This is a genomic window from Desulfobacula sp. (assembly GCF_030611305.1).
Taxonomy (GTDB): Bacteria; Desulfobacterota; Desulfobacteria; order Desulfobacterales; family Desulfobacteraceae; genus Desulfobacula.
The window spans coordinates 1-23,274 of record NZ_JAUWQB010000014.1 but is presented as its reverse complement, the minus strand read 5'-3'; the positions used below and the strand labels follow the sequence as shown (position 1 = coordinate 23,274).

22 protein-coding genes are annotated in these 23,274 nt (G+C 38.3%); 11 read left to right on the top strand and 11 right to left on the bottom strand.

The features are described from left to right. Positions 1-167: 167 nt before the first annotated feature. Both QAI40_RS04225 and QAI40_RS04220 read right to left on the bottom strand, forming a co-directional pair. A complete protein-coding gene (locus QAI40_RS04225) occupies positions 168-1,538 on the bottom strand; it encodes a sigma-54-dependent transcriptional regulator (protein ID WP_299978559.1) in 1,371 nt (456 codons plus the stop codon). 12 nt (positions 1,539-1,550) lie between these two features. Then, positions 1,551-2,966 carry a sensor histidine kinase gene (locus QAI40_RS04220; protein ID WP_299978561.1) on the bottom strand — a complete coding sequence of 472 codons (1,416 nt, stop codon included), beginning with the start codon at positions 2,964-2,966 and terminating at the stop codon, positions 1,551-1,553. Positions 2,967-3,168: 202 nt separating this feature from the next. Here QAI40_RS04220 and pilM point away from each other — a divergent pair, with 202 nt between their 5' ends. The 5 genes from pilM to QAI40_RS04195 are packed head-to-tail and all read left to right on the top strand — an operon-like array spanning position 3,169 to position 8,438. Then, the gene (gene pilM, locus QAI40_RS04215; protein WP_299978564.1) at positions 3,169-4,227 is read left to right on the top strand and encodes a type IV pilus assembly protein PilM; all 1,059 of its coding nucleotides are present in this window, start codon (positions 3,169-3,171) and stop codon (positions 4,225-4,227) included. Next, positions 4,224-4,811 (top strand): PilN domain-containing protein, encoded by a 588-nt coding sequence (locus QAI40_RS04210; RefSeq protein WP_299978567.1) that lies wholly within the window; start codon positions 4,224-4,226, stop codon positions 4,809-4,811. Before pilM ends, QAI40_RS04210 begins: the two co-directional genes overlap by 4 nt. After that, entirely contained in the window at positions 4,808-5,452 is a 645-nt protein-coding gene (locus tag QAI40_RS04205) for a type 4a pilus biogenesis protein PilO (protein ID WP_299978570.1), read from the top strand. The genes QAI40_RS04210 and QAI40_RS04205 overlap by 4 nt, the downstream gene beginning before the upstream one ends. Positions 5,453-5,476: 24 nt before the next feature. Further along, positions 5,477-6,136, top strand: coding sequence for a pilus assembly protein PilP (locus tag QAI40_RS04200; protein WP_299978573.1), 660 nt, complete (start codon positions 5,477-5,479; stop codon positions 6,134-6,136). 1 nt (position 6,137) lies between these two features. Beyond that, the gene (locus QAI40_RS04195; RefSeq protein ID WP_299978576.1) at positions 6,138-8,438 is read left to right on the top strand and encodes a type IV pilus secretin PilQ; all 2,301 of its coding nucleotides are present in this window, start codon (positions 6,138-6,140) and stop codon (positions 8,436-8,438) included. Here the strand turns inward: QAI40_RS04195 and QAI40_RS04190 are convergent. Genes QAI40_RS04190 through serS form a run of 4 tightly spaced genes read right to left on the bottom strand, consistent with a single transcriptional unit; the run spans position 8,435 to position 13,465 of the window. Continuing rightward, complete coding sequence (locus tag QAI40_RS04190) at positions 8,435-9,190, bottom strand: tetratricopeptide repeat protein (RefSeq protein ID WP_299978578.1); 756 nt, start codon at positions 9,188-9,190, stop codon at positions 8,435-8,437. The genes QAI40_RS04195 and QAI40_RS04190 overlap by 4 nt on opposite strands. Before the next feature lie 14 nt (positions 9,191-9,204). Next, positions 9,205-10,677, bottom strand: coding sequence for a hypothetical protein (locus QAI40_RS04185; RefSeq protein ID WP_299978581.1), 1,473 nt, complete (start codon positions 10,675-10,677; stop codon positions 9,205-9,207). 3 nt (positions 10,678-10,680) lie between these two features. Further along, positions 10,681-12,186: a threonine synthase gene (gene thrC / locus QAI40_RS04180; RefSeq protein WP_299978583.1), complete on the bottom strand. Its 1,506-nt coding sequence runs from the start codon at positions 12,184-12,186 to the stop codon at positions 10,681-10,683. Continuing rightward, complete coding sequence (gene serS, locus QAI40_RS04175; RefSeq protein WP_299978586.1) at positions 12,176-13,465, bottom strand: serine--tRNA ligase; 1,290 nt, start codon at positions 13,463-13,465, stop codon at positions 12,176-12,178. Before serS ends, thrC begins: the two co-directional genes overlap by 11 nt. Before the next feature lie 179 nt (positions 13,466-13,644). Here serS and QAI40_RS04170 point away from each other — a divergent pair, with 179 nt between their 5' ends. Next, positions 13,645-14,232, top strand: coding sequence for a 5-formyltetrahydrofolate cyclo-ligase (locus QAI40_RS04170; protein ID WP_299978589.1), 588 nt, complete (start codon positions 13,645-13,647; stop codon positions 14,230-14,232). Between the two features lie 6 nt (positions 14,233-14,238). Here QAI40_RS04170 and QAI40_RS04165 read toward each other — a convergent pair whose 3' ends face one another. Both QAI40_RS04165 and QAI40_RS04160 read right to left on the bottom strand, forming a co-directional pair. Beyond that, complete coding sequence (locus QAI40_RS04165; protein WP_299978592.1) at positions 14,239-14,931, bottom strand: potassium channel family protein; 693 nt, start codon at positions 14,929-14,931, stop codon at positions 14,239-14,241. Then, complete coding sequence (locus tag QAI40_RS04160; protein ID WP_299978595.1) at positions 14,928-15,245, bottom strand: potassium channel family protein; 318 nt, start codon at positions 15,243-15,245, stop codon at positions 14,928-14,930. Before QAI40_RS04160 ends, QAI40_RS04165 begins: the two co-directional genes overlap by 4 nt. Positions 15,246-15,352: 107 nt before the next feature. On the opposite strand from QAI40_RS04160, the gene QAI40_RS04155 reads away from it, so the two are divergent. Both QAI40_RS04155 and QAI40_RS04150 read left to right on the top strand, forming a co-directional pair. Next, positions 15,353-16,009, top strand: a complete 657-nt coding sequence (locus QAI40_RS04155) for a protein-L-isoaspartate(D-aspartate) O-methyltransferase (protein WP_299978598.1) — start codon at positions 15,353-15,355, stop codon at positions 16,007-16,009. Positions 16,010-16,024: 15 nt separating this feature from the next. Then, positions 16,025-17,137: a DUF368 domain-containing protein gene (locus QAI40_RS04150; RefSeq protein WP_299978601.1), complete on the top strand. Its 1,113-nt coding sequence runs from the start codon at positions 16,025-16,027 to the stop codon at positions 17,135-17,137. 9 nt (positions 17,138-17,146) lie between these two features. On the opposite strand, the gene epmA is transcribed toward QAI40_RS04150, so the two are convergent. From epmA to QAI40_RS04135, 3 genes are read right to left on the bottom strand one after another with little or no spacing between them, the layout of a single operon-like run. Then, a complete protein-coding gene (gene epmA, locus QAI40_RS04145; protein ID WP_299978604.1) occupies positions 17,147-18,055 on the bottom strand; it encodes an EF-P lysine aminoacylase EpmA in 909 nt (302 codons plus the stop codon). A 3-nt stretch (positions 18,056-18,058) separates the two neighbouring features. Further along, positions 18,059-19,369, bottom strand: coding sequence for a histone deacetylase family protein (locus QAI40_RS04140; RefSeq protein ID WP_299978607.1), 1,311 nt, complete (start codon positions 19,367-19,369; stop codon positions 18,059-18,061). A gap of 15 nt (positions 19,370-19,384) precedes the next feature. Then, a complete protein-coding gene (locus QAI40_RS04135; RefSeq protein ID WP_299978610.1) occupies positions 19,385-21,058 on the bottom strand; it encodes a hydantoinase/oxoprolinase family protein in 1,674 nt (557 codons plus the stop codon). Positions 21,059-21,281: 223 nt separating this feature from the next. Between QAI40_RS04135 and QAI40_RS04130 the strand changes: the two genes are divergently transcribed. The 3 genes from QAI40_RS04130 to QAI40_RS04120 all read left to right on the top strand — a co-directional run bounded on the left by QAI40_RS04130 (position 21,282) and on the right by QAI40_RS04120 (position 22,692). Next, positions 21,282-22,004 (top strand): enoyl-CoA hydratase/isomerase family protein, encoded by a 723-nt coding sequence (locus QAI40_RS04130; RefSeq protein ID WP_299978612.1) that lies wholly within the window; start codon positions 21,282-21,284, stop codon positions 22,002-22,004. A gap of 108 nt (positions 22,005-22,112) precedes the next feature. Beyond that, positions 22,113-22,364: an AbrB/MazE/SpoVT family DNA-binding domain-containing protein gene (locus tag QAI40_RS04125; protein ID WP_299978615.1), complete on the top strand. Its 252-nt coding sequence runs from the start codon at positions 22,113-22,115 to the stop codon at positions 22,362-22,364. Then, positions 22,354-22,692 (top strand): type II toxin-antitoxin system PemK/MazF family toxin, encoded by a 339-nt coding sequence (locus tag QAI40_RS04120; protein ID WP_299978618.1) that lies wholly within the window; start codon positions 22,354-22,356, stop codon positions 22,690-22,692. Before QAI40_RS04125 ends, QAI40_RS04120 begins: the two co-directional genes overlap by 11 nt. The last annotated feature ends 582 nt before the right edge of the window (positions 22,693-23,274 follow it).

Genomic DNA, 23,274 nt, shown 5'->3' with positions numbered 1-23,274 from the left:
CTGCCATAATATGTAAAATAATTTTTATTTTCAAAGTTTTCTTTAACCAGTTGAAATTATAATCTTTTTAATGTTTGACATGAATCAAGAATCGTACTTTCCCACAGCTGAATTGAAAAAGGATGACAAAGAGTTCAAGATTTTGAACTCTTTTTTATTTTTTTAAACTAATTATCTATGTTAAACTTTTTTAGTTTTTGGTTCAGACCGCTTTTTCCTATTCCCAGAAGTTGAGCTGCTTTTGTTTGTACATTTCCTGAAAGTTTCATTGCTCTTTGTATCATTCTTTTCTCGACTGCTGCCAGGGTCTCCGCAAGGCCTACACCCTCTGGAATCCCATCCAGGTCGAGCGTGGGGGACATATTTTGCCTGATCTGTAATGGAAGGTCGGATGGGGTAATTATATTGCCGCTGCCAAGGATAACGGAACGTTCTATCGTGTTTTCAAGTTCTCTTACGTTCCCTTGCCATTGATAATCGCATAAAATCTTGACAGCTTCCGGGTCGATTTCTGATACATTACTGACAGAGTGCTCCCCACTGGTATATTTGTTAATAAAATGGTTGATTAACAAAGGAATATCCTCAGATCGCTCTCGAAGGGGGGGGATAACAACCTTGACGACGTTGAGCCTGTAGTAGAGATCTTCTCTGAAACGTCCTTTTTTTATCTCATCTTCAAGATTTTTGTTGGTGGCGGCAATGAGGCGAAAGTCAACAGGTATAGATCGTGTTCCTCCAACCCGTTCAATCGTTTTTTCCTGGAGAACCCTTAATAATTTCACCTGTAGAGATATGGGCAATTCACCGATTTCATCAAGAAAGAGAGTTCCCTTGTCTGAGATTTCAAATCGTCCTTTTTTCATAGTGCCTGCCCCGGTGAATGCCCCTTTTTCATGACCAAACAACTCACTTTCCAAAAGCGTTTCAACAAACGCAGAGCAGTTTACAACAACCAGGGATTTATTTTTTCTTAGACTGTTATAATGGATTGATTTTGCAACCAGCTCTTTTCCGGTACCGCTTTCACCTTCAATAAGAGCACTGGCATTTGAAGGCGCCACTTTTTTAATAATTTCATAAATTTCCTGCATGGGTTTGCTTTTTCCGATGATATTATTAAAGCTGTAGCGTGAGCTGATGGCATCCCTTAGAATGCTGTTTTCCTGAACAATTCTGTAAACCGAGATAGCCTTTGCAATGTGTGCAATAAGCGTCTGGTTCTCAAAAGGTTTGAGGATAAACGTGTATGCACCTTTGTGCATTGCTCCCACAGCCTTTTCAACACTGCCGTAAGCGGTCATGATGATGACAGGGATGTCCAGATTGATTTCCTTAATTTTTTCGAGTAATTGGATGCCGCTCATCCCGGGCATTTTTACATCGGTCAAAACCAGATCTATGAGTTCATTGTTTAAAATATCCAACGCTTCCATTCCGCTGGAAGCTGTTAAGGATGTATAGCCTTCTTCCTGAAGGATTTCACCTATTATCCTGGGATAATTTTTTTCATCATCAACAATCAGAATATTTTCCATGCAGTTAATCTCCTAAACCGGAAGTGTAATTTCTACGTTTGCGCCCTTTGTTTCCATATTTGTGATTATAATTGTTCCGCTGTGGGCTTCAATCATATTTTTTACGATACCAAGACCTAATCCTGTTCCGGTATCCTTTGTAGTGAAAAACGGTGTCCATATTTTTTTTAAGATCTCTTTTTCGATTCCTTTCCCGTTATCAATAAAATTGATAATGATACTGCCGGAATCATATTTTATTTGGATGGTGACACAGCCATTGTTTTTCAAGGACTGGAATGCATTGATCAGGATATTTAAAAACGCCTGATAGAGCATGACGCTGTCAGCCATTATTTCAGGCAGATGTTCTGATATTTCTTTGATAATGTTGAAATTGTTATCCTCAATTTGTGGGGTAAGATAGGCTATGTTTTTTTCTATAATATCTTCAATTCTACAGGGATGAAGCTCCGGGGCTTTAGGTCTGGCAAAATTGAGGAAATCCGTAATAATATTATCAAGCCTGACAGATTCTTCGACAATAATATCGGGGATGCTGCTTTTGGCATCCAGCGTTGCCATCTTTTTTTTCAATAATTGAGCACTGCTTTTGATAATTCCAAGTGGGTTTCTGATTTCATGTGATATCCCGGCAGTCATTTCACCAATGGCAGACAGGTGTTCGGCCTGACGCAGTTTTTCTTCAAGCTTAAGTCTTTCTTCGGCTCTTTCTTCGATAATTTTTTCTCCATGCTTAACGACAAACAGAAGGACTGAAAAAAGTATTCCCATGACAATAAAACAGGAGGCAATAGTAAGTCCCTGGAGTTTAACCACTTTTTTATAATCATCAGAAACATCCCGGACAATTTCAACAACGCCCAGAACAGGTCCTGCCAGGGTTGGTGATACCCGTTTTTCAGCCCTTAAGGGCGCAAAGGTGATGATTTTTGTTTCCTGGGGAAACCAGAACAGCAGTTCCAGAAAGCTGCCCTGTTGTATGAGCCTTGATGTTGCTTCTTCCTTCATTGCTTTTTCATAATGGACACCGCCGGCGTTTTCCTGTCCTATTTCAGTATGATCAAAGCTATAGGAGATGATGTTTTTTTCGTCATAAATGGTCACCATCTCGACATTAAAACTGTGCAGGGTCGATCGGACAACTTTGTCCATCAGAAGGAATTGTTCTTTTTCGCGTAATCTGATCTCTCCGTGTCGTACTAACACAGGGATCATAAATCTGGAAATGATCTGATGGTTGAGGTTTTCAACAAGGACGGAAGCGTATTCTTCACTCTTTTCGAGAAGAATATTTCTTACCCAGTGTGCATTCAAAGCTGAGATGACAATCGTTGCTGTGAACATAATCACCAGGGATGAAAATGTAAAAAATTTGACCAGCCTGAATGGTTTGACACCTTGTGAATTATCTGTTTTTTTTAACATCTATATTTATTATTTTATTATTTTTAAAGTTCATAATCATTTCTATTTTTTGTTGCTAAATTAGCAAAAACCATGATAATGCTTGACTTTACAGCAATATGGCATCAAAGTATAGTAATATTGACGCTACAGATCAATATAAAAGATTGTAAGTCGTATAGGCCCGAGTGGTATTGGTTTTACCTTATTATTGTGAAAGCATATGATATTTGGAAAAAAAGATCATCTTGTCGGTCTGGATATCGGCTCTTCCTTCATTAAAGTTGCTGAGCTCAAAATAACTGGGAAAGGGCCTGTCTTGCACAAATTTGGTTACACCCGGATCGCGCCGGGTACCATTGTTGAAGGCAGGGTTATGGATATGGAGAGCCTTGCTGATAATATTCAAGCTCTTTTTAAATCTCAGAAAATTCGCGAGAAAAATGTTGCGATCTCGACAGGTGGTCATTCGGTCGTAATAAAAACAATTAATACATCAACCAGACCCGAAAAAGAGCTTCATGATACAATATATTCTGAAGCGGAACAATATATCCCCTATGATATTGATGATGTCAATATTGATTATCAAGTTCTGGGAGAAAGTGAGTTTTCTTCTGATCAGATAAATGTGCTGTTGGTTGCGGTTAAAAAAAATCTGGTGGCTGAGTATATCGATTTGATTCATCTGGCCGGGCTTAATCCCAAAATAATTGATGTTGATACCTTTGCACTTCAAAATGCGTATGAAAGACTTCCATATGAAAACAGGGAAAAAACAACCTTGTTGATTGATGTCGGGGCATCAAAAACTTCTTTGAATATATTGAAGGAAAATTCATCGTTAATGATGAGAGATAATGTATCGGGAACAAATCAGATTTTAGAAAAGATCTGTGATGAATTTGATATAACGGTTGATGAAGCGGAACAAGCAGTGGGTGGAAAGACAAATGATATTGTCAGCCAGGATAGAATTCAGGAGATAAGTTTGAGAGTTGCACAGTCATGGTGTTCTGAGATTTGTGAAGTGGTTGATACTTATGTAACCAGTACCAATGATGCGAAAGTTGAAAAAATTATACTGAGTGGTGGCGGTGTTTTCATTGAAGGATTTCGAGAGTGCCTTTTATCTGAGCTTGATGCAGATGTGTCAATCATTAATCCGTTTGAAGGGCTGATTGTCAATGAAAAGAAATTTTCAGACTCTTTTATAACTCAGGCAGGTCCCCTGGCGTCGATAGCCATAGGGCTTGCGTTACGAAGAATAGATGACAAATGATAAGAATTAATCTTTTACCATTTAGAGTTGCCAGAAAAAAAGAGAATATTAGAAGACAGATATCTGTTTTTTTGTTGTTGATTCTTTTAACCGCTGTAGCGATGGTCTGGTATACACAGTTCATTAATAAACAAGTTATAACTATAAAAGAGAAAACAACGCAGGTAAATCATCAAATTTTAAAATATAAAAAAAAGGCTGATCAGGTAGCCAGAATTAAAAAGAACCTGAAAATCCTTGAAGAAAAGCTCGAAATCGTATCGTCGTTGGAAAAACAGAGAGAAAAACAGCTGATTTTGTTTGACGGTATGACTGACCTTGTTGTTCCCGGGCGAATGTGGATTGAAAGTTTTAAAACAGATGAAAACAGTGTTACGATAAAAGGGATAGCCTTTGATAACCCTACAATTGCTGATTTTATGGAAAAACTTGAAAATTCTTCAATTTTTGACAAAGTTGATTTAAAAACAGCAAAAATGAAAAAATTTAAAGATGGTGTTATGTTAAAATCATTTGAATTGCTTTGTAGAAAAGAAAAGCCAAAAGAAATGAAAAAAGAGGATTTAAAACAAGGCAAAAAATGAACAGGGGAAAAAACAAAATTAATGAAACAAAAAAAAAGCTGCGTGCCTTTTCTGAAAAAGTAGGGGCACTTACAAAAGTACAGCGTCTGCTTATATGTGTGGTGACTTTCGCTGTCATTGGCGGTGCCTATTACTATTTTGTGTTTATGCCAAAGCATGAGGAATTGGAAAATGTCAAAAAAAATTATGAAAGCCAGTTAAATGTGCTTTCAACCTATAAGAGAAGGGCAGCCGAGATTGTAAAATATGAAAAATTGATGGCCGAAGCTCAGGAGGAATTTAACCTGGCAATGAAAGCCCTTCCTGATAAACGCGAGCTTCCGTCTTTATTGACAGGCATCTCCAAAGCAGGAAGCGATGCAGGGCTGGAATTCCACCTGTTTCAACCTGCCAATGAAGTCAGTAAGGAGTTTTATAAAGAAATTCCTGTTTCCATAAAGGTTGAAGGACGATACCACCAGCTTACGGATTTTTTCTTTCAAATTATAGGACTTAACAGGATTGTGAATATCAATAATGTTGATGTGAAAAGTAAAAAAGATGGTAAAATATTGGAAATGAATTGCAAGGCAGTTACTTATATGTTTGTTGAAAAAAAAGAACCGGTTGATAAAAATAAACGAAAAAGAAAAAAGAAATAGGGATAGATAAAAAAAGAATTCATAATGATGTCTAAGTCAAAAATAATTTTATTAACACTCGCATTCTGTTTTGTCTTTTTGATTGTTGCATGTGATGATCAGCCACATGCAACAAAGGAATCAGCACCCAGTGTAGTTTCAGGAAAAATAATCCAACCTGTTATTCAGAATAAACCGGGAAAGCCAGAGAAGATTGATAAAAAAATTGAATTAAGTCCCAAAAATAATGAAATACCTGAAATAAAACCCAAGGTAGAAGATGGAGTAGAGAACGTTCATCAGGTTTCAGAACAAGAACCAGACAGGCAAGAGAAAGAACATTATGATTCCCAAGGTAAAATCGATCCGTTTAAACCGCTAATCCAGGACAAACCGGAAGAAACCATGCCGATTGTTGATAAGGGACCCAAAAGAATTCTAACCCCTCTTGAAAAAATTGAGTTAAGTCAAATTCGTCTGGTGGCAGTTATTGTCATGAAAAATAAGCGGATTGCTATGGTGGAAGAGGCTAATGGAAAAGGCTATGAGGTCGGCATTGGTACTTATATTGGGAAAAACAGAGGAAAAGTATCAGAAATTAAAAAGAGCAGTATTGTCATTACAGAGCTTGTTAGGGATTTTAAAGGAAAGCTTAAAGAGCAGGCTCAGGAAATAAAACTTCATAAAATTGATAATGAGGAGTAATATGCCTTTTTTTCAAATGAAAAGAATAAAAAACATGATTAAAACATTTGGTTTTCTTTTAATTGTATTCATTGTTGTCGGGTGTGTTGCCCAGAAAACTGAAAATGTTCAAACTGCTGAACAAATGCAGATGCAGCAGGAAGCATCAGATAAAAGTGCTGTTATTCCGGGGGACAGACAGATAAGCGCTGTCAGTGTTGACCTGCAGGATCAAATCATTGAGATCAGAATTCAGGGAAATCAAAAATTAGTCTATACATCCATAAAACAATCCTTTCCTTTTGGGATTGCCATTTATCTTCCGGAAACCACAATTGCCGATAGTTTTAAAACGACTCTGCCTGAAAATAAAAGCATTGGTGATCTGATTGTAACGTATGCGGATGAAGAGAAGACAACCGTAAAAGTAGAGATCCTGTTAAAAGAGAATCTTAACTATGAAGTGACTGAAAATAATAATACGTTGAAATTGGTGCTCTTTGGAAGTATGGAGAAAGATGAAACAATTGCCGGGAAAAACACACAGGAAAGCCTGGTATCTGAAGAGAATATTATCATTCCGGATAAAACAGCGACAATGACCCATATTGAGTTTAATACAATGGAGGATGGGAAATCCGACATTGTTGTTCAAACAAACCACCCGGTGAAGTATGATATCACTCAGGCGGGTAACGATAAATTATATTTGAATCTTTATAATACAATTATTCCGGATTACCACAGACGTCCTTTTTTAACTCAATATTTTAAATCTGCGGTGGAAAGTTTAATGCCGATACAGGTTCCAGGGGAAAAGAAGAATTCGAAAATTGAGATAAAAATAAGGGAACAGGTTCCCTATCGGATTGTTCGGAATCAAAATACCATTTCAATATTTTTTGAGCCGTCTACGATAGAACCACCTGTATTCAGTAAAGCCACGAAAAAAGTAATCAGCGGGTCTCAAACTCAAACGACTGAGGCCGCCAGAGAGGGAACAGACCTGTCTGAAGATCCGGAAGCGTTCGCAGCTAAAGAGCAAACCATGGAAGAACTAATTTTCGGGCCGAAAAAAATATATACCGGTGAAAAAATCAAGCTGGATTTTTATGAAACTGATATTAAAAATGTATTCAGGATCCTTAGAAGTGTCGGAAAACTTAATTTTGCCATTGATAAGGATGTTGAAGGAAAGGTGACCCTGACTCTTGAAGATCCGGTTCCCTGGGATCAGGTCCTGGACCTTGTATTAAAGATGAACAACCTTGGCATGAAAAAAGAAGGGAATGTTATCCGGATTGCAACCCTGGAGGCATTGAAAAAAGACGAAATATTAGCACAGGAGCTCATTGCTGCCCGGAAAAAATCTCTGGAAGATGAAAAGAGTTTAGAACCATTGGTGACAGACTATATCTTTATAAATTATTCAGATGCCACAGCAGATATTAAACCTAAGATAGAACAAATTCTTACAAAAGACAGAGGGAAAATAAGCGTTGATGAACGGACAAAAACGATTATTATTACAGATACTGAGGCAAAAATTGATGAGGCCAAGGGAATCGTTGATCAATTGGACACAGTTACCCCGCAAATCATAATTGAGGCCAAAGTGGTGGAGGTGTCAAAAAGTTTTTCACGGGAATTAGGAGTTGGGTTGAATCTTTCCAATGCTTCTGCTGTTACATCAAATTTTGTACAAGATTATAATGTATCGATTAATCATCCAATGACTTCTTCAAACCCTTTAAACCTTGCTAATTTTTCTTTTTTCAGACTTTTTGGTTCCAGTGCTACGGCACTTAACGCCCAGTTATCTGCTTCTGAAATAAAAGGAGAGATAAAAGTTGTGTCTTCACCCCGAATTCTGACTCTTGATAATAAAAAAGCAAAAATAACCCAAGGTCTTGATTTTGGATATCTTGAACGGGATGATACAGGTGGATCTTCAGTAGCATTTAAAAATATTGATTTGGAGTTGGAAGTAACACCACATGTGACATCGGATGGTAGAATTTCAATGGTGATCAAATTGACAAAAAATGAGATTGATTCTATAATTAATGGAATGCCGTCCCTTTCAACCAATGAGGTGGAGACTGAGCTTTTGCTGAATAATAATGATACTGTTATCATTGGCGGAATAGTAAAAACATCTAATACTGATAGCGCATCCGGAATACCTTTCCTTTCCGGAATTCCTATTCTGGGAAGACTTTTTAGAACGGATATTAATAAAGAGAAAAGGAATGAACTCTTAATTTTTATTACGCCTTCAATTGTTCAATTGGAACAGAAAAAAAATATTTCAACCGATTAATTGAGTTCAGAAAGTTTTTTTGTAGCTTCCCTTGCTAAAGGAGACGTTTCAGGAACAAGTTTCTGTACAACCTTCCAGGAGTTTTTTGCCTTTTTAAATTCTTTTACTGCTTCATATACTTTTGCCAGGTCAGAATGAAGAATGGCAGCGCCTGGGTTTTTTTCCAGTTCACGATGAAGAAAATTAATGGCACGGGGATAGTACCCGGTTTCAATATATATGGATGCAAGGCCATGAACGGCGATTAAAAAGTCAGGTCTGATTTCCAGGGACTTGTTAAAATACAGCTTAGATTTTTTGAACATTTTTTGGTGAAAATATGCCCATCCAAGATTTGCCAGGGGTGTTTCAGGTGTAGCATATAAAAGATTGCCGGAAATTTCTTTAAAACAGCGAATGGCAAGGGCCCATTTTTTTTGCTTAAGATAGGTCGCACCCAGATTGTTTTTTGCCTGGGTATAGTCGGGTTTAAGGTCTAATGCTTTTTTAAAGTGGGTTTCAGCAAGATCAGGCCGGTTTTTTGCCAGATAAACAAGGCCGAGACTGTTATTCAGCCAGGGATCATCAGGAATGGTTTTATAGGCATCAAGAAGGTTTTTTAGTGCAATAGTATAGTGACCGGAATTATAGTATTGTTCACCCACTCTCTGGGTCGCAATGGCAATCTCTTTTTTGCTTCCCACATCTGTATTTTTAGATGCACAGGATATCAGAAAAAGGAAGGCAAAAAACAAGTAACACATTTTTTTCATATATGGATTCCCCTTTATTCGGCTTTTGTGTTATTTTTTATGGATAAGATCTTTATATCTTCTTTTTTCAGGTAATCCATGGCGTTCATGCTTAATGGTTTAACAGGAATAAACAATTTATCCTGCTTTTTAACAGCATAAAGACCATCAATGCTTTCAATAGTTTTACCAGTAGAAAAAGAAGGGTTCTCCCATGTTGCATATCCAAGATGTGAGAATAATTTTTTGCTCAGTTCAAGTGTGGTCAATTTGGGCGTTATTGAGATAATCTCAAATTCTTTTTTTTCCAGAACCTCTAAAGCTGCTCCATAAACATTTCCAAAATTGATCAACAGGTCTGTTGTATTTTCTCTTATAACTCGGCCGAATGATGCCTCAAGGTTAATATTATTGAGCATAAAAGGTATTTTTGCATCTGGGATGTAGTCATAATCTGTTTGGAAGAGTAGTGTCTCAATAATTTTTATATATTCTGTGGTTATGTTTTTTTTGGGGATTGTTTTGCTGCTGTTTTTTATTTTATTAATGGCTTGCGCTATTAATTGAGTTTTTAGGTCCTTCCAATAAGTTTTTACGTATTCAAGCAGCTCATCGTTTACATTATCGCCTGATATAATCAGTATTTTAGAACCGTCATCGGTTTCAATAATTGGGGTTGATGATAAATCAAGAACCTGGCTTGAATTGTTTTTCCCTGGAAAGTACATTTTTCCGCGGTTTAAAAGGGTGCCGCCAATAAGTGAGGAATACTTTTTTAATTGTGCCAGTTTATAGGCATCTACTTTATATTGTTCAAGGACCTGCTCTATTTTATAGGGTTCATTTTTTGTTGCTTTTCTTGATAAAATAGACTTAAACCATGGTTGCGATTTTATCGAAGGATCAGGTAAGTAAATATCAGCACCTTCATATATAATATTGATATTTTTTATATCAGGGTTTGCTAAAGCAAATGCTTTCAGCCCTTCTTCCGATATGACGCCTTTCTTTTTTAAAAAATCCTTATCAATCAGGCTTAAAACAGTTTCCCCTTTTTCAATCTTATGCTTTTGTAAGAAAGGTTTCATATTTAAATCTTCCGGGATCGTTGAAAACTCAATTACTGGAATATCAACATTCCCCGATGTGCTCCGATCATAATCCCCTTGTTTTACCCGTTTTAACGGAATAAGGATATGGATACCCGGGTTAATTGCATCAATGTTGCTGATTTGGGGATTAATTTTTTTAAAAATGATGATGAAATGGGGAAAGTCTTTTTCAGAGATTTCTCCTTTTCTCCTGAAGATTTTATATAGCCAGTCATCTTTGTTGACGGTATAGGGTTCACAAAGGACATCTTCGTTTTCATAGTTAAAAATTGAATATCGTTTATAAGAAGTCTTAACTCCCTTGGTTTTTGAATGAGATGAAAAGGGGATCGTAACAGAAGCATAGAGAGCTAAAACGGTGAAAATGAATATTTTTAAAAAAATATGTTTTTTCATAAATTATAAAGACACTTTTAAATTCAACCTTTCGGCTATTTTATTGGAAATATCTTTTACAAACTTTTGAAAATCTTTTTCTTTTAGTCGTTTTGTTTGTGATGGTACTATATCAGAATTATCAGGTAGAATCAAAGACGGGAGATTGATATTGCCCGGATCAGGGTCTATCTTATAATCTTCCGGCATTTCTGATTTGAAATAGAGATCTTGAAACTCTGAAAATTTAATGGCATGTGCTGTTGCATCAAGAATGGCCGTCTCTTTATTTGTAACAATGTTTTGTTTAAACGCCTGCACAAGTCCTGCAAGGCATTCTCCTCCCTGGGTACACGCAATATGTCCGTTTCTATTGGCGGCAAGCTGCCACTCCATGATAGACTGCTCTGTTACTTGAACAAAGAATACATTCTGGCGACCAGCAAGGGCATTAAATTTCTTTGCAATCTGTATGACTCGGGGCATTGAAACTGGATTGCCTATCATTGCAGCCTGGGCAACACTCGGTTTTGTGTCCACAGGTACAAATTTTCTTTTGGCTTCGTCGGGTTCAAGATAGTATCGATAGACAGGGTCAGCATGTTCTGACTGCACACCAATAATTTTTGGCAGACAATTAATAATATCGGCTTCATAAAATTTAATAAATCCGTTCATCACGGCTGTTATATTCCCTGCATTTCCAATAGGGACGACGACAACTTTGCCTCTCATCTCCCATTCAAAATCCTGGGCAATTTCATAGGAATATGATTCCTGACCGAGAATTCGCCATGCATTTTTTGAATTTAAGAGAACAACCGAATATTGGGATGAAAGATGCTCCACGATTTTCATGCAGTCATCAAAAACACCTGGAATTTCAAAAACCTGCGCACCACTTCCCAAGGGCTGCGAAAGCTGTTGAGATGTCACCTTTTTATGGGGCAGAAGAACAGCAGATTTGATTAAAGGGCTCAGATAAGATGCATAGAGTGCTGCAGAGGCAGAAGTATCACCCGTAGATGCACAGACCGCGATAACATCGGACACAAGGTTCTGATCAATAAGATATTTGATACTTGACAATGCACTGGCCATGCCACGATCTTTAAAAGAGGCACTTGGGTTTTGTCCGTCATTTTTATAAAAAAATGAAAGCCCCACCTTTTCTTTCAGGTTTTCATTGGCTTCAATAACAGGGGTGTGACCTTCACCAAGATAAATTATAGATTCCAAAGGAATGCTGGGCCCAATAAATTCATGATACCTGTATATTCCCTTGAGCGCAGGTATTTTCAGCATTTTTCTGAAATCAAAAATTTTCTGCCAGACCCTCCCGGGAATCTTTTTTAAAGATTGGGCATTGTGATCATGAATAAGCAGCACCTGATGACATTCAGGGCATACATATAACAGTTTTTCAATGGAGTATTCAGCCGAACACCCAAGGCATTTATAAAATTGTTCTCCTTTGACTTCTGGTATTATATAAGGTTTTATATCCTCAGGGAAGAAATCAGGCATCATGTTGAATTACCTTTTGGCCTCCCATGTAAGATACCAGTGCATCAGGAATAATGACTGATCCGTCAGCCTGCTGATAGTTTTCCAGTATGGCTGCAAATGTCCTTCCTACAGCCAGTCCGGAACCATTTAACGTATGAACGTATTCCGGTTTTTTCTTATCTTTTCTTCTAAATCGTATGTTGGCGCGCCTGGCCTGGAAATCCAGACAATTGCTGCAGGAAGAGACTTCCCTGTATTTGCCCTGGTCGTCCTGGCCCGGCATCCATACTTCGATATCAAATGTTTTTGTTGCTGAAAAACCTAAATCCCCGGTGCAAAGTGTGACGACCTGGTAGGGCAGTTCAAGAAGCTGAAGGATTTTTTCAGCATTTGCAAGCAGAGATGCAAGCTCATCAAATGAGGTTTCCGGGGTTGTCAATTTAACCAGTTCCACTTTGTTAAACTGGTGCTGCCGGATTAAACCTCTGGTGTCCCTGCCGTATGAGCCGGCCTCTGACCTGAAACAGGGAGTATAAGCTGTAAATTTGCAGGGGAGCATTGATTCATCAATGATTTCGTTTGCATAAATATTGGTCATGGGGACTTCAGAGGTTGGGATCAGGTAGTAATCCCAACCTTTGAGTTTAAAAAGATCTTCTTCAAATTTGGGCAATTGACCGGTTCCGGTCATGGTGGCTTTGTTCACGATAAAGGGAGGCAGGGTTTCTGTGTAGCCATGTTGAGAAATATGGATGTCCAGCATAAAATTGATGAGTGCTCTTTCAAGCCTTGCACCACTCCCGAAATAGAGAGGGAATCTAGCTCCTGTCAGTTTAGCAGCCCGTGTAAAATCAAGAATACCTAAATCTTCACCAATCTCCCAATGGGCCTTTATTTTAAAATCAAATTTTTCTGGCTTACCATGGGTTTTCTCAAGCCTGTTTTCAGTATCATCGGAACCTTGGGGGACATCTCCATGGGGAATATTCGGAAGGGAGATAAGAAAATCATGTATTGTTTCTTCTATCGTTGAAAGCGTTTTATCAAGTTTTTTTATTGTTTCAGACACGTCTCTCATTTGTTCAATCAGGGACGTAGCGTTCTGACCGGATTTTTTAATTTTTGCAATATCATCGGAAACAACATTTCTTTTATGCCGGAGTTCTTCTATTTCTAAAAGTAGTGTTTTTTTTTTATCATCATTATTTAACAGAGAGGTAAAGTCTATTTTAGCTCTTCTTTTTTCCATTCCATTTTTAACAATTTCCAGATTGTTTTTTACATATTTTAAATCCAGCATTTTTTCTTTATTTTACCTCTTTCATATTCGCTAAGTTCTTATTTTAAAAGATTCTTCAATAATTGTAACCTGATACCATGAGGTGTGTAAACAGTCAATGATTATTGCAGGTTGACAATTGTTCGCATGTGTATAATATTTGCTAAAAACTTTTTTTCGAATAATTAGGAAGGAAAGCTATGGATGAAATAAAAAATGGGAAGAAGAATAATTTAACATTGGTGGCCGAAAGGCTGGAGAACTTTACAAAAGAAGAGCTTTTGGAGAAATACGAAAAGATTGAGCATAAGCTTTTTGGGTTTGCCAATTTCCTGGAAGCACAATTGGTTTTTTTATATACTCCAATAAGTAATGAAATCCCCACAGAAAGAATTATTAAAAAAGCATTACAGATAGAAAAAGGAGTTGTCTTGCCGGTCTTTACCGATGCAAAAAACGCCATTCTCCTTTATAAAATCAACAACTATAATAAAGATCTTGTAACAAGTGCCAATGATATCCTTGAGCCGGATATTGAAAAGTGTAAAAAGATATCAACGGAAGATATTGATATCGCAATTATCCCGGGACTTGCATTTGATGACAAGGGTGGCAGGATAGGGTTTGGGAATAATTTTTATACCAAGCTGATTACAAAACTTCCCGAAACTTGTAGAAAAGTAGCCCTTGCATATGAGGACCAGATTGTAGATCAGATCCAAATGGAATCAAGAAAATTTACTGTTGATATTATTATTACAGACAAACGGGTGATTTATAAAATATAATTCCGTTTAATTTTTTTCAGGGTTGATCGCTTTGGTGAATTTTTTTAAATCAGGAGTTTTCCCCATAACAATGACAGTATCCCCGGGTTCAATCAACGTTTCAAAATGGGGATTAAAGAGCATTTCTCCCGATGTTTTTTTTATGGATATAATGATGAGATTGAAATCCTGCCTGATTCCGGAATCTTTAAGTACAACATTGGTATACCTGGAGCTTTTTGGCACAAAAATCTCATCAATCTGAATGGCTTCTTTTTTCCTGGATAACGCAATCGCAAGAAAGTTGCTGACACTCGGTCTTAACAGCTTTAATCCCATGGATATGGCACCGATATCATATGGGGACTCAACGAAATTAGCCCCGGCAATCATGAGTTTGTTTTTAACATCAGGGTTGCTGGCACGTGCCATAATATAAATATCAGGATTTAGCTGTCTTGCGGTTAAGACAAGGAAAACATTTGCTGTATCAGTTCCAAGTGCAGCAATCAGAGAGGATGCTTTTTTAATCCCCGCTTTTTCCAAAAGATCTTCGTCAGACGCATCCCCACGGAGATAATGCATTTTGTCTTTTTCTAATGCGTCAACAAGATCTTCATTTTTTTCAACTACAACAATATCATCTGTCTCTTCTTTTATCAGTTGAGATAATACTCTCCCGATACGGCCATATCCACAGATAATATAATGATTTTTCAATTTACTGATTTTTTGTCCAACATTTTTCTCCCCAAAATTGATTGTATTTCCCCTTCAACAATTGATTGTATGATAAGCCCTGCAATGTAGAAAAAATAGCCGACGCCTGCGATCAGGATGATGCTGGTAAATATCCTTCCGGTAGAACTTAATTCGTGCACCTCCATAAATCCCGCGGTAGTCACGGTTATGGCAGTCATGTATACTGCATCAAGAAAATTCCATTTTTCAATCACCATATATCCGGTCACACCGATGAAAAAAATAATCCAGGAAAGAATAAAAGCCCTGATGATTTGTTGAAGTCTGTTCATAGGGGTATAAATACTGATCTTAAGAATAAAAATCAAGGTAAGGTTATAGGATATAAAAGCAGCGTAGCTTCTTGACGGACCTATTGGTTGCTGGTATTAAGGTGAACATGAAAAATGAACTCAAAAAATTTGCTCACCGGCGTCGTGAAATGGTCGAAAAGCAGATTGTTTCTCGGGGTGTAACCGATCCATTGGTTCTTGAGGCACTGTCCAAAGTGCCAAGGCATTTATTTGTCAGTGAGGCCCTTGTTGACAGTGCATATGGAGATTTCCCGCTTCCCATTGGCGAGGGACAGACGATTTCACAACCCTATATTATTGCAGAAATGACACAAAGCCTTGAGTTAAAAGGCCATGAAAGAGTCCTTGAGATCGGTACCGGATCAGGATATCAGGCAGCTGTTCTGGCCCGAATCGTCTATAAAGTATATACCATAGAAAGAAATAACTTCCTGTTTTTACAGACAAGAAAGCTTTTTGATGGACTCAAATACCATAATATTGTCACCAGATATTCAGACGGAACCCAGGGTTGGAAACAGGAAAGTCCTTTTGATGCCATTATCGTCACCGCAGGTGGACAGCAAATTCCTGCGCCATTGATTGAACAGCTTGCAATCGGGGGACGGCTTATCATGCCGGTTGGGGGTAACTTTTCCCAGGAGTTGGTAAGGCTTGAAAAGACCGAAGACGGAATAAAAACAACCAACCTTGGTGGTTGCCGATTCGTGAAATTGATTGGCCAAAATGGCTGGGATGAGTAGGGCCTTAAAAAACTGATGGAAAAAGATATTGAGCGACCTTCATTAATCAAAGAGCTTCTTATCGGGTTTTGCCTGGGAACGGCAAATATTATCCCCGGAGTTTCCGGCGGCACATTCCTTCTTGTTTTTAAAATTTATGAGCGTGTTTTTTCTATTCTCAACAATATTAATAAAGTCAGTATTTTTGAGTTTTCAGCCTGTATTATCAAAATTGTTTTTTATGCCGGGAAATCAGATTCATTGAAATCGTTTATTGATTTTTTAAAAAAGAATGATTTCATTTTTCTTTTTAAATTGATTGTGGGTGCTGTAGTGGCCATTATTTCTCTTTCCAGTTTAATGAAATATTTGATTATTTATCATTTTTCGGCTACCTATGCATTGTTTTTCGGCTTGATTCTGGTTTCGATTGCCATCCCTGTAAAAATGTTGAGGGATAAAAAAATCTATCTGATCTTGTTCATTGTTTTGGGAGCTGTCGCCACAATTTATGTAACGATTGCAGTTAATCCTTACGAAAAAATAAAAATAAAATCTGAATCCTATGAAGGCCAGTATCTGGAAATTCAGGAAATTAAACAGGAAAAATCAGATATTAAACCCTTTTCTTTTATAGGAAAATATACGCTGGATGAATATATATATGCTTCAATTTGTGGAGCTATTGCGATTTCAGCGATGGTTCTTCCCGGGATAAGCGGATCTTTGGTCCTTATTTTGATGGGAGAATATTTTGAAGTTGTTTCTGCAATCTCCGGGTTAAAGACGTTAAATTTGGATAATGTGGTTTTTTTAGGGTGTTTTGCAATCGGCATCATTCTGGGCGGCCTTTTGTTTTCAAGGCTGATCAATGCTGTTCTGAAAAGATATTATAATGCCACCATGGCATTTCTCATCGGATTGATGGCAGGATCTTTATATGCCCTGTGGCCGTTTAAAAAAAGCATTATCATGGCACAGCAATTTATCAAAAAAGATGGTGTGATATGTGTTGCGGAGAATATGAGAATTTATACAAATATAAATGAAATTCCCCAGATCGGGACCGAATTTTATGTTTCACTGGCCTCCTTTATTGTAGGGTGCCTCATCATGTTCTTTTTCATGGGAAAAGAACTTCGGAAGTGAGCAGAAGTTTTATAGACTTTCCGGTGTAAAAGCCACCACATCATCAATGGATGAGGTATCACAGAAAATCATGACAAGCCTGTCAATTCCCAAGGCAATACCTGCTGCATCCGGCATTTTTTCAAGATCTATCAGGAATTTGTCAGGCATGGGGATGGGGGCTTTGTTGTGGGAACTGCGAATTTGATTTTCTTTTTCAAATCTTAATTTTTGTTCAACAGGATCAGTCAATTCGCTAAATCCGTTGGCAAGCTCAATACCGGCTAAATAAAATTCAAATCTCTGGGCATACTGAAGATTGCCCGGTATAAGTTTTGCCAGCGATGCAAGGCTTGCCGGGTAATCATATAAAAAGGCAGGTGTTGTATTGCCAAGGTGAGGCTCTATCTGGAAACTCAGGGTTTCATCAAAGCTGTTATCATTCAAGGCTTCATTTAAAGATTTGTCAGCATAGAGGTCAAAAGCCTGCTGAACGGTAAGTTTCTGCCAGGGGCGATTTAAGCTGATCGTTTTATCTTGATATCTGATCTGGTTTTCAAGGTTGAGTCTTGCCGCAATAAATTTTACCAGCCCCTGACAGTGATCCATTAAATCAAGATAGGTGTCATCTCTTGCATACCATTCCAGCATAGTTAATTCCGGCAGGTGCTGTGGTCCTCTTTCGTTCTTTCTGAAGCATTTACAGATTTGGAAAATTTTATCAAATCCCTTTGATAACATCCGTTTCATGCAAAGTTCAGGAGAAGCCTGTAGATAAAAGCCTTCTGAGGTAACAGAATCAATCTGGGCTTCAGGGATAACAGAGGGGCATCGGATAGGGGTATCTATTTCAAGATAAAGGTTGTCGGTAAAAAAATCCCTTATGGCTTGGATCACAAGGGATCTTATTTCAAGGTGTTTGTAGTTTTTTGTATCCAAATGTCACTTTATTTCATAGGTATCTTTTGTTCTGTCCTGCAAAAAGACTTTATCAAATTTACTTTTATCTGCCTGATCAAAAAATCTGTATCCTGCTTCAATACAGGATTTACAGGCATTGATGGGAATATGGACAGCAAGAATATGAGGTCCTGGTGTTGCGGTGGAATCAATTTCAAAACAGCCGCCACAATCCCTGCAAACTCTTACTTTTTCTTTTTGCCGTTCAAAGATATTGTCGGTATCATAAAATATCTCCCGGTGTCTGACCTGGAGATCCCCGACAGATCCGGCTCTTTGTCTTAACTTGTCTCTTTGATTCCAATAGGAGTTGATAAGGTCTGTGGTTTTTTTGATTTTGTCTGTAATACTTACGGATTGTTTCAGTCGTTCAGGATTGTAATCCGGTTCAACAACGCCGGAATAATCAAGGCCTGCCATCGCAAGGATAATTCCCAAGTTCACGTAGGGCAGGGCGCCCTCAATGGAATATCCACCTTCAAGAACAGCAATATCGGGCTTAAGAAGAGAGGTCAGTTTTGCATACCCCTGTGCTGAAAAATTCATATTGGTGAGAGGATCGGTATAGTGGTTGTCCTGTCCGGCAGAATTGACAATAAGATCTGGTTGGAATTCTTTTAAAATAGGTAATACGCAATTTCTGATGACATAAAGATATCCTTCGGTGGATGTGCCCGGTGGCAGTGGTATGTTCAGGTTTGAGCCTTTTGCATTGGGTCCCCCCAGTTCATCCGGGAACCCTGAGCCGGGATACAGGGTTCTTCCATCCTGGTGCAGGGAAATGAACAATACATCGGGGTCATGCCAGAAGATATCATTGGTTCCATCCCCGTGATGGCAATCGGTATCAATCACGGCGATTTTTTTAATGCCGTATTGGGATCTTATATATTCCACCATGATGGCTTCCATATTAATATGGCAAAAACCCCTGCCGCCATGGGAAATTCTCATGGAATGATGCCCCGGAGGACGAACCAGCGCAAAACCGTTTTTTACTTCCTTGTTTAAAACAGCATCTGCAATGGCTTTGGCTCCTCCTGCACTGATAAGATGGGATTGGGTGGTAACGGTCTTTTCATCAGGTACGCAGAAATGTGCCCGCCGGATGTCCTGGTTGGTAACAAGTTCAGGTTTATATTCAATAATACCGCTGATATCAAAAACACCCTCTTCTGTAACCTGATCCTGAGTATATAGAAGTCTTTCTTCCCTTTCGGGATGGGTAGGATCTATAGCCCAGTCAAATGCGGGAAAGAACACAAGACCTGTTTTATGTAATGCCTGTAACATCATCACCTCATAAAATTATTGCAAAACCTTTTCAAATCCTTTGATAAGGCCGGGTTTAAGCTGCGCTTTTGTTCTGAATATTTTACCTCTGGGTGAGAAATTTCGAACAATATTGAATTTTTGAAATTCAACCACTTCCACTTCATCCAGATCATCCGGATCTGCACCTGAACTAATGGCTTTCTCTTTTAAAAGTGTGTATGCGGTTTCAATTAGATCATCGTCAGAATAAGTTTTTGAAATGGATTCTGCAAAATCTTCTTCATGGGCGGTCACAATCCCCTGTTCCGTATCGGCATATAAGGAAACTTCACAGGTTGTTCTGGCAAGGGCGGCACCAATGGCATTTGCCACGGAAAATTCAGGTACCACATCGGTTTCAATATGATAAAGTTCCTTTATTTTTTTTGCAAAATATGGGGCAGGCCTTCCAAGAAGCAGTATTTTCCTTGGGCTGATTTTATATCCTTCAAGAAATTCATGAACCGTATATACGGGTTGAGCATTAAGCTTATCTATCATTTCAAAAGCTTTTTTTAGAATAATGGAGCAGCATTTTTTAAATATTTGATCAGCCGCTTCTTTATCTGTCAAGTTCAGTTTTTGAGCAATTTTCCCAATTCCTTTTTGGGCATTTTTTTGATCCCCTTCATTCATCAGTCCCAGTACAAACAGGGCATCTGTTGGAGTCGGGTCAGGTCCGCCAAAGGCCATGGCAGGGCCATGACGGTCGGGACCAATGACCAGCTCTTTATCTATTACCCTGATTACGCTGTCCCCACCCACTCCTTTTGAGTCGGTTCGTAAAGATCTGATCAGGCTTTTGTACTGTCCTCGTTTGATTCCCACAGGCTCTAATAACGGTGCTTTGTCAACCAGAAAGGAAATATCTGTGGTTGTGCCGCCAATATCAAGCACAATCGCATCCTGGTTTGCGGGGGCATAGGGGATAGCTCCCATAATACTTGCAGCAGGCCCGGACAGCACGGTTTGACCTGGAAAGGACATGGAGGATTCAAGGGTCATGGTGCCGCCATCCGCTTTCAGGATTTGAATAGGAGCGGTAAGCCCCATTTCCTCAAGGGATTGTTTAACAGCCTCGAAAAATGATTTATGAAGGGAAAATACTGCCGTATTTAAATGGGTTGTGGCAATTCGGCGGGGGAAATTAAGATTTCCCGAGACCTGGTAGCCTAAAAATACTTTTTTGAAATGTTTATTTATCATTCTTTTAATAAGTATTTCATGGCTGGGATTTCGAACACAGAATTTTCCGACAACGCCAACATATTCAATGCCGGCCTTTTTTAGCTTTTTGGCAATATCTTCGATTTCCATTGTGTTTACCGGTGCTTTTTCTCTCCCCCTGTGATTGATAGAGCCTGCAACACAATAATAGTGCTCACCGGTTCTGAAAACTTCGGGGTCAATCCCGGGGCCTGCTGAAACAATCATTCCAACCGGATCCATGTCTTGCTGAACAATAGCATTGGTTGTCAGTGTCGTTGAAATGACAACTCGTTCAATCTCTTTCGGATCAATGTTATCCAGAAGCTGGGTAAAACCTGAGAGAATCGTATTGAAAAGATCTGCAGAATCTGTGGGCACCTTAATTCTTTTTTCAATACCGTTATTTCTTAAAAGAACAGCATCCGTGTGTGTACCGCCAACATCTATTCCAATAATCATGGCGAATTCCTGATTTTTAAATATATTACAGTCTATAATTTGCCTTTATACCATTGCGGAGCTTGTCAGAAAAAATAAGGCTTGTCAATCAGATTTTCTGTTGAAATTCATCCTTTATTTATTTGAGAAACCGGTTTTACCCTTGAATTATTAAAACATTTAATTTATTTATGAATAACGCTGTTTATTTTGAAGAATGGATATTAGTCTGCAAGGAGTGATTATGGCAATTATTGAATGGGAAAAAAATGAATCTGTGGCAATTATTAACATGTGCAACGGGCCTAACAAGCAGAACCCGGAGTTTGTGGGGCAGATGAATCGATGTTTTGATGAAATACTGGAAGATAAAGACATTTTTTCCATTGTTTTAACCTCCACGGATGAAAAAAATTTTTGCCAGGGGATTGATATTGAATGGCTGGGGCAGAAAATGAAGGATCAGGATTTTGACAGTATAAAATCATTTTTGCACGGAATTAATGCGATCTTTAAAAGAGTTTTATTAATGCCTGTTCCTGTGATTGCCGCCATTAACGGCCATGCATTCGGAAATGGTGCCATGCTGGCCTGTACTTGTGATTTCAGATTTATGACAAAAGACAAGGGCTTTTTTTGTTTTCCGGAAGTGGATATCAGCATACCGTTTCTTCCGGGTATGATCGAGTTTGTCCGCAAAGCCATCCTTGAATATAAATTTAATGAGATGATTCTTTCAGGAAAGCGCCTTGGGGCCCAGGAACTGGAAGACAGCCATGTGATCGTTAAAGCAAGTGTTAATAAAGAAGCGCTTCTTAAAGACGCTTTGGAGTTTGCCAGAACATTCATGAAAAAAAGAGGAATTTTTGGTGAGCTGAAAAAAAGGATGCACAAGGATATTATCAGAGTCATGGAGACTGAAGATATAGAACAGATTGATTCCTTGAGCCTTTTTATTGAAGGATAGACAATTTTTAAATATTAAAAACAGACCCACAGCTTAAAGGAGTTTGACATTCCTGTAATACTGTAATACCGTATGTGTCATACTATAAACTAAAAAAGGGGATATAATATGGAATCTATCTTAGATAACATACGTGTAACAAGCAAGCTTACCACCAAAAGCCAGGCCACCATTCCCGAAAAAATTAGAAAGATCTTAGGATTGATTCCCGGCGATTCAGTGGCTTTTGAAGTAGACCAGAATAAAAAGGTTGTGATCCGCAAGGCCACACCGATAGACTTTGAATTTGCAAAGGCGGTTGAAGGCACACTTTCAGAATGGTCGTCAAAGAATGATCAAGAGGCTTATTGTGACTTATAAAATTTTTGATGTTGTAGTGGTTCCTTTTCCCTTCACGGACCAGAATACCGATAAAAATCGCCCTGCCTTGGTGTTATCAGATCATGATTCGTTTAATAGTCTTACTGAAAGCTGTGTTTTGGCAATGATAACCAGTGCCAAAAATCCTGATTGGCCGCTCGATGCAAAAATAGGCAGCATAAAAAAAGCTGGTCTTCCAGCTCCTTCTAAAGTTCGTATGAAGCTTTTCACTTTAGATAGCCGCCTTATCATTAGAAAAATTGGTGGTCTTTCTGTCAAAGATCAGGTGGTCGTAAAAGAAAGTCTTCAAAAATTAATGCGGTTGTAAACCACAGAATTGGGAAGTTGAACATTGATACTTCCACATTAGATCCGGTTTGGTGCGGATTGCGACTCACATGATTGAACGATTCCTACAGGCTCTAACCTCTGCTGCACTAACCGGCAAAACTCGTTTCACTCAAACACTTGCCGGTCCTAACGCGCAACTTTCGGTAAGAGCCTGTACTGAATCGCAATCAACCGTTCCCTGCAATCCGCACCAAACCTCCCCGGCAATACCCGGCAGACTCAAACTCAATATTACTCTATCCAATATTCACAACATTCTGAAAAAGACTTCTCGGGATCTGAATAAAAATAAAGTTGATGATGTATAAAAAAATACTATGAGCATGGCTCCATATGCCTGTCAATTTTCTTGTATAATTTATTTTTTCATATCTTTACAACGATTTTAAATATTGCTACTAAATTGATGACAATAAAGATAAATAGAGTACCAAGAGGAAATCAAGCATTATTTTGAATTTATTTTCAGGCCATACTCTCCCCATCCGATTTAATCGGTTTTTAAAAAACATGCATGAGACCGACTTAAATTTTAAAATCATAGATTCTCAAAATTTAG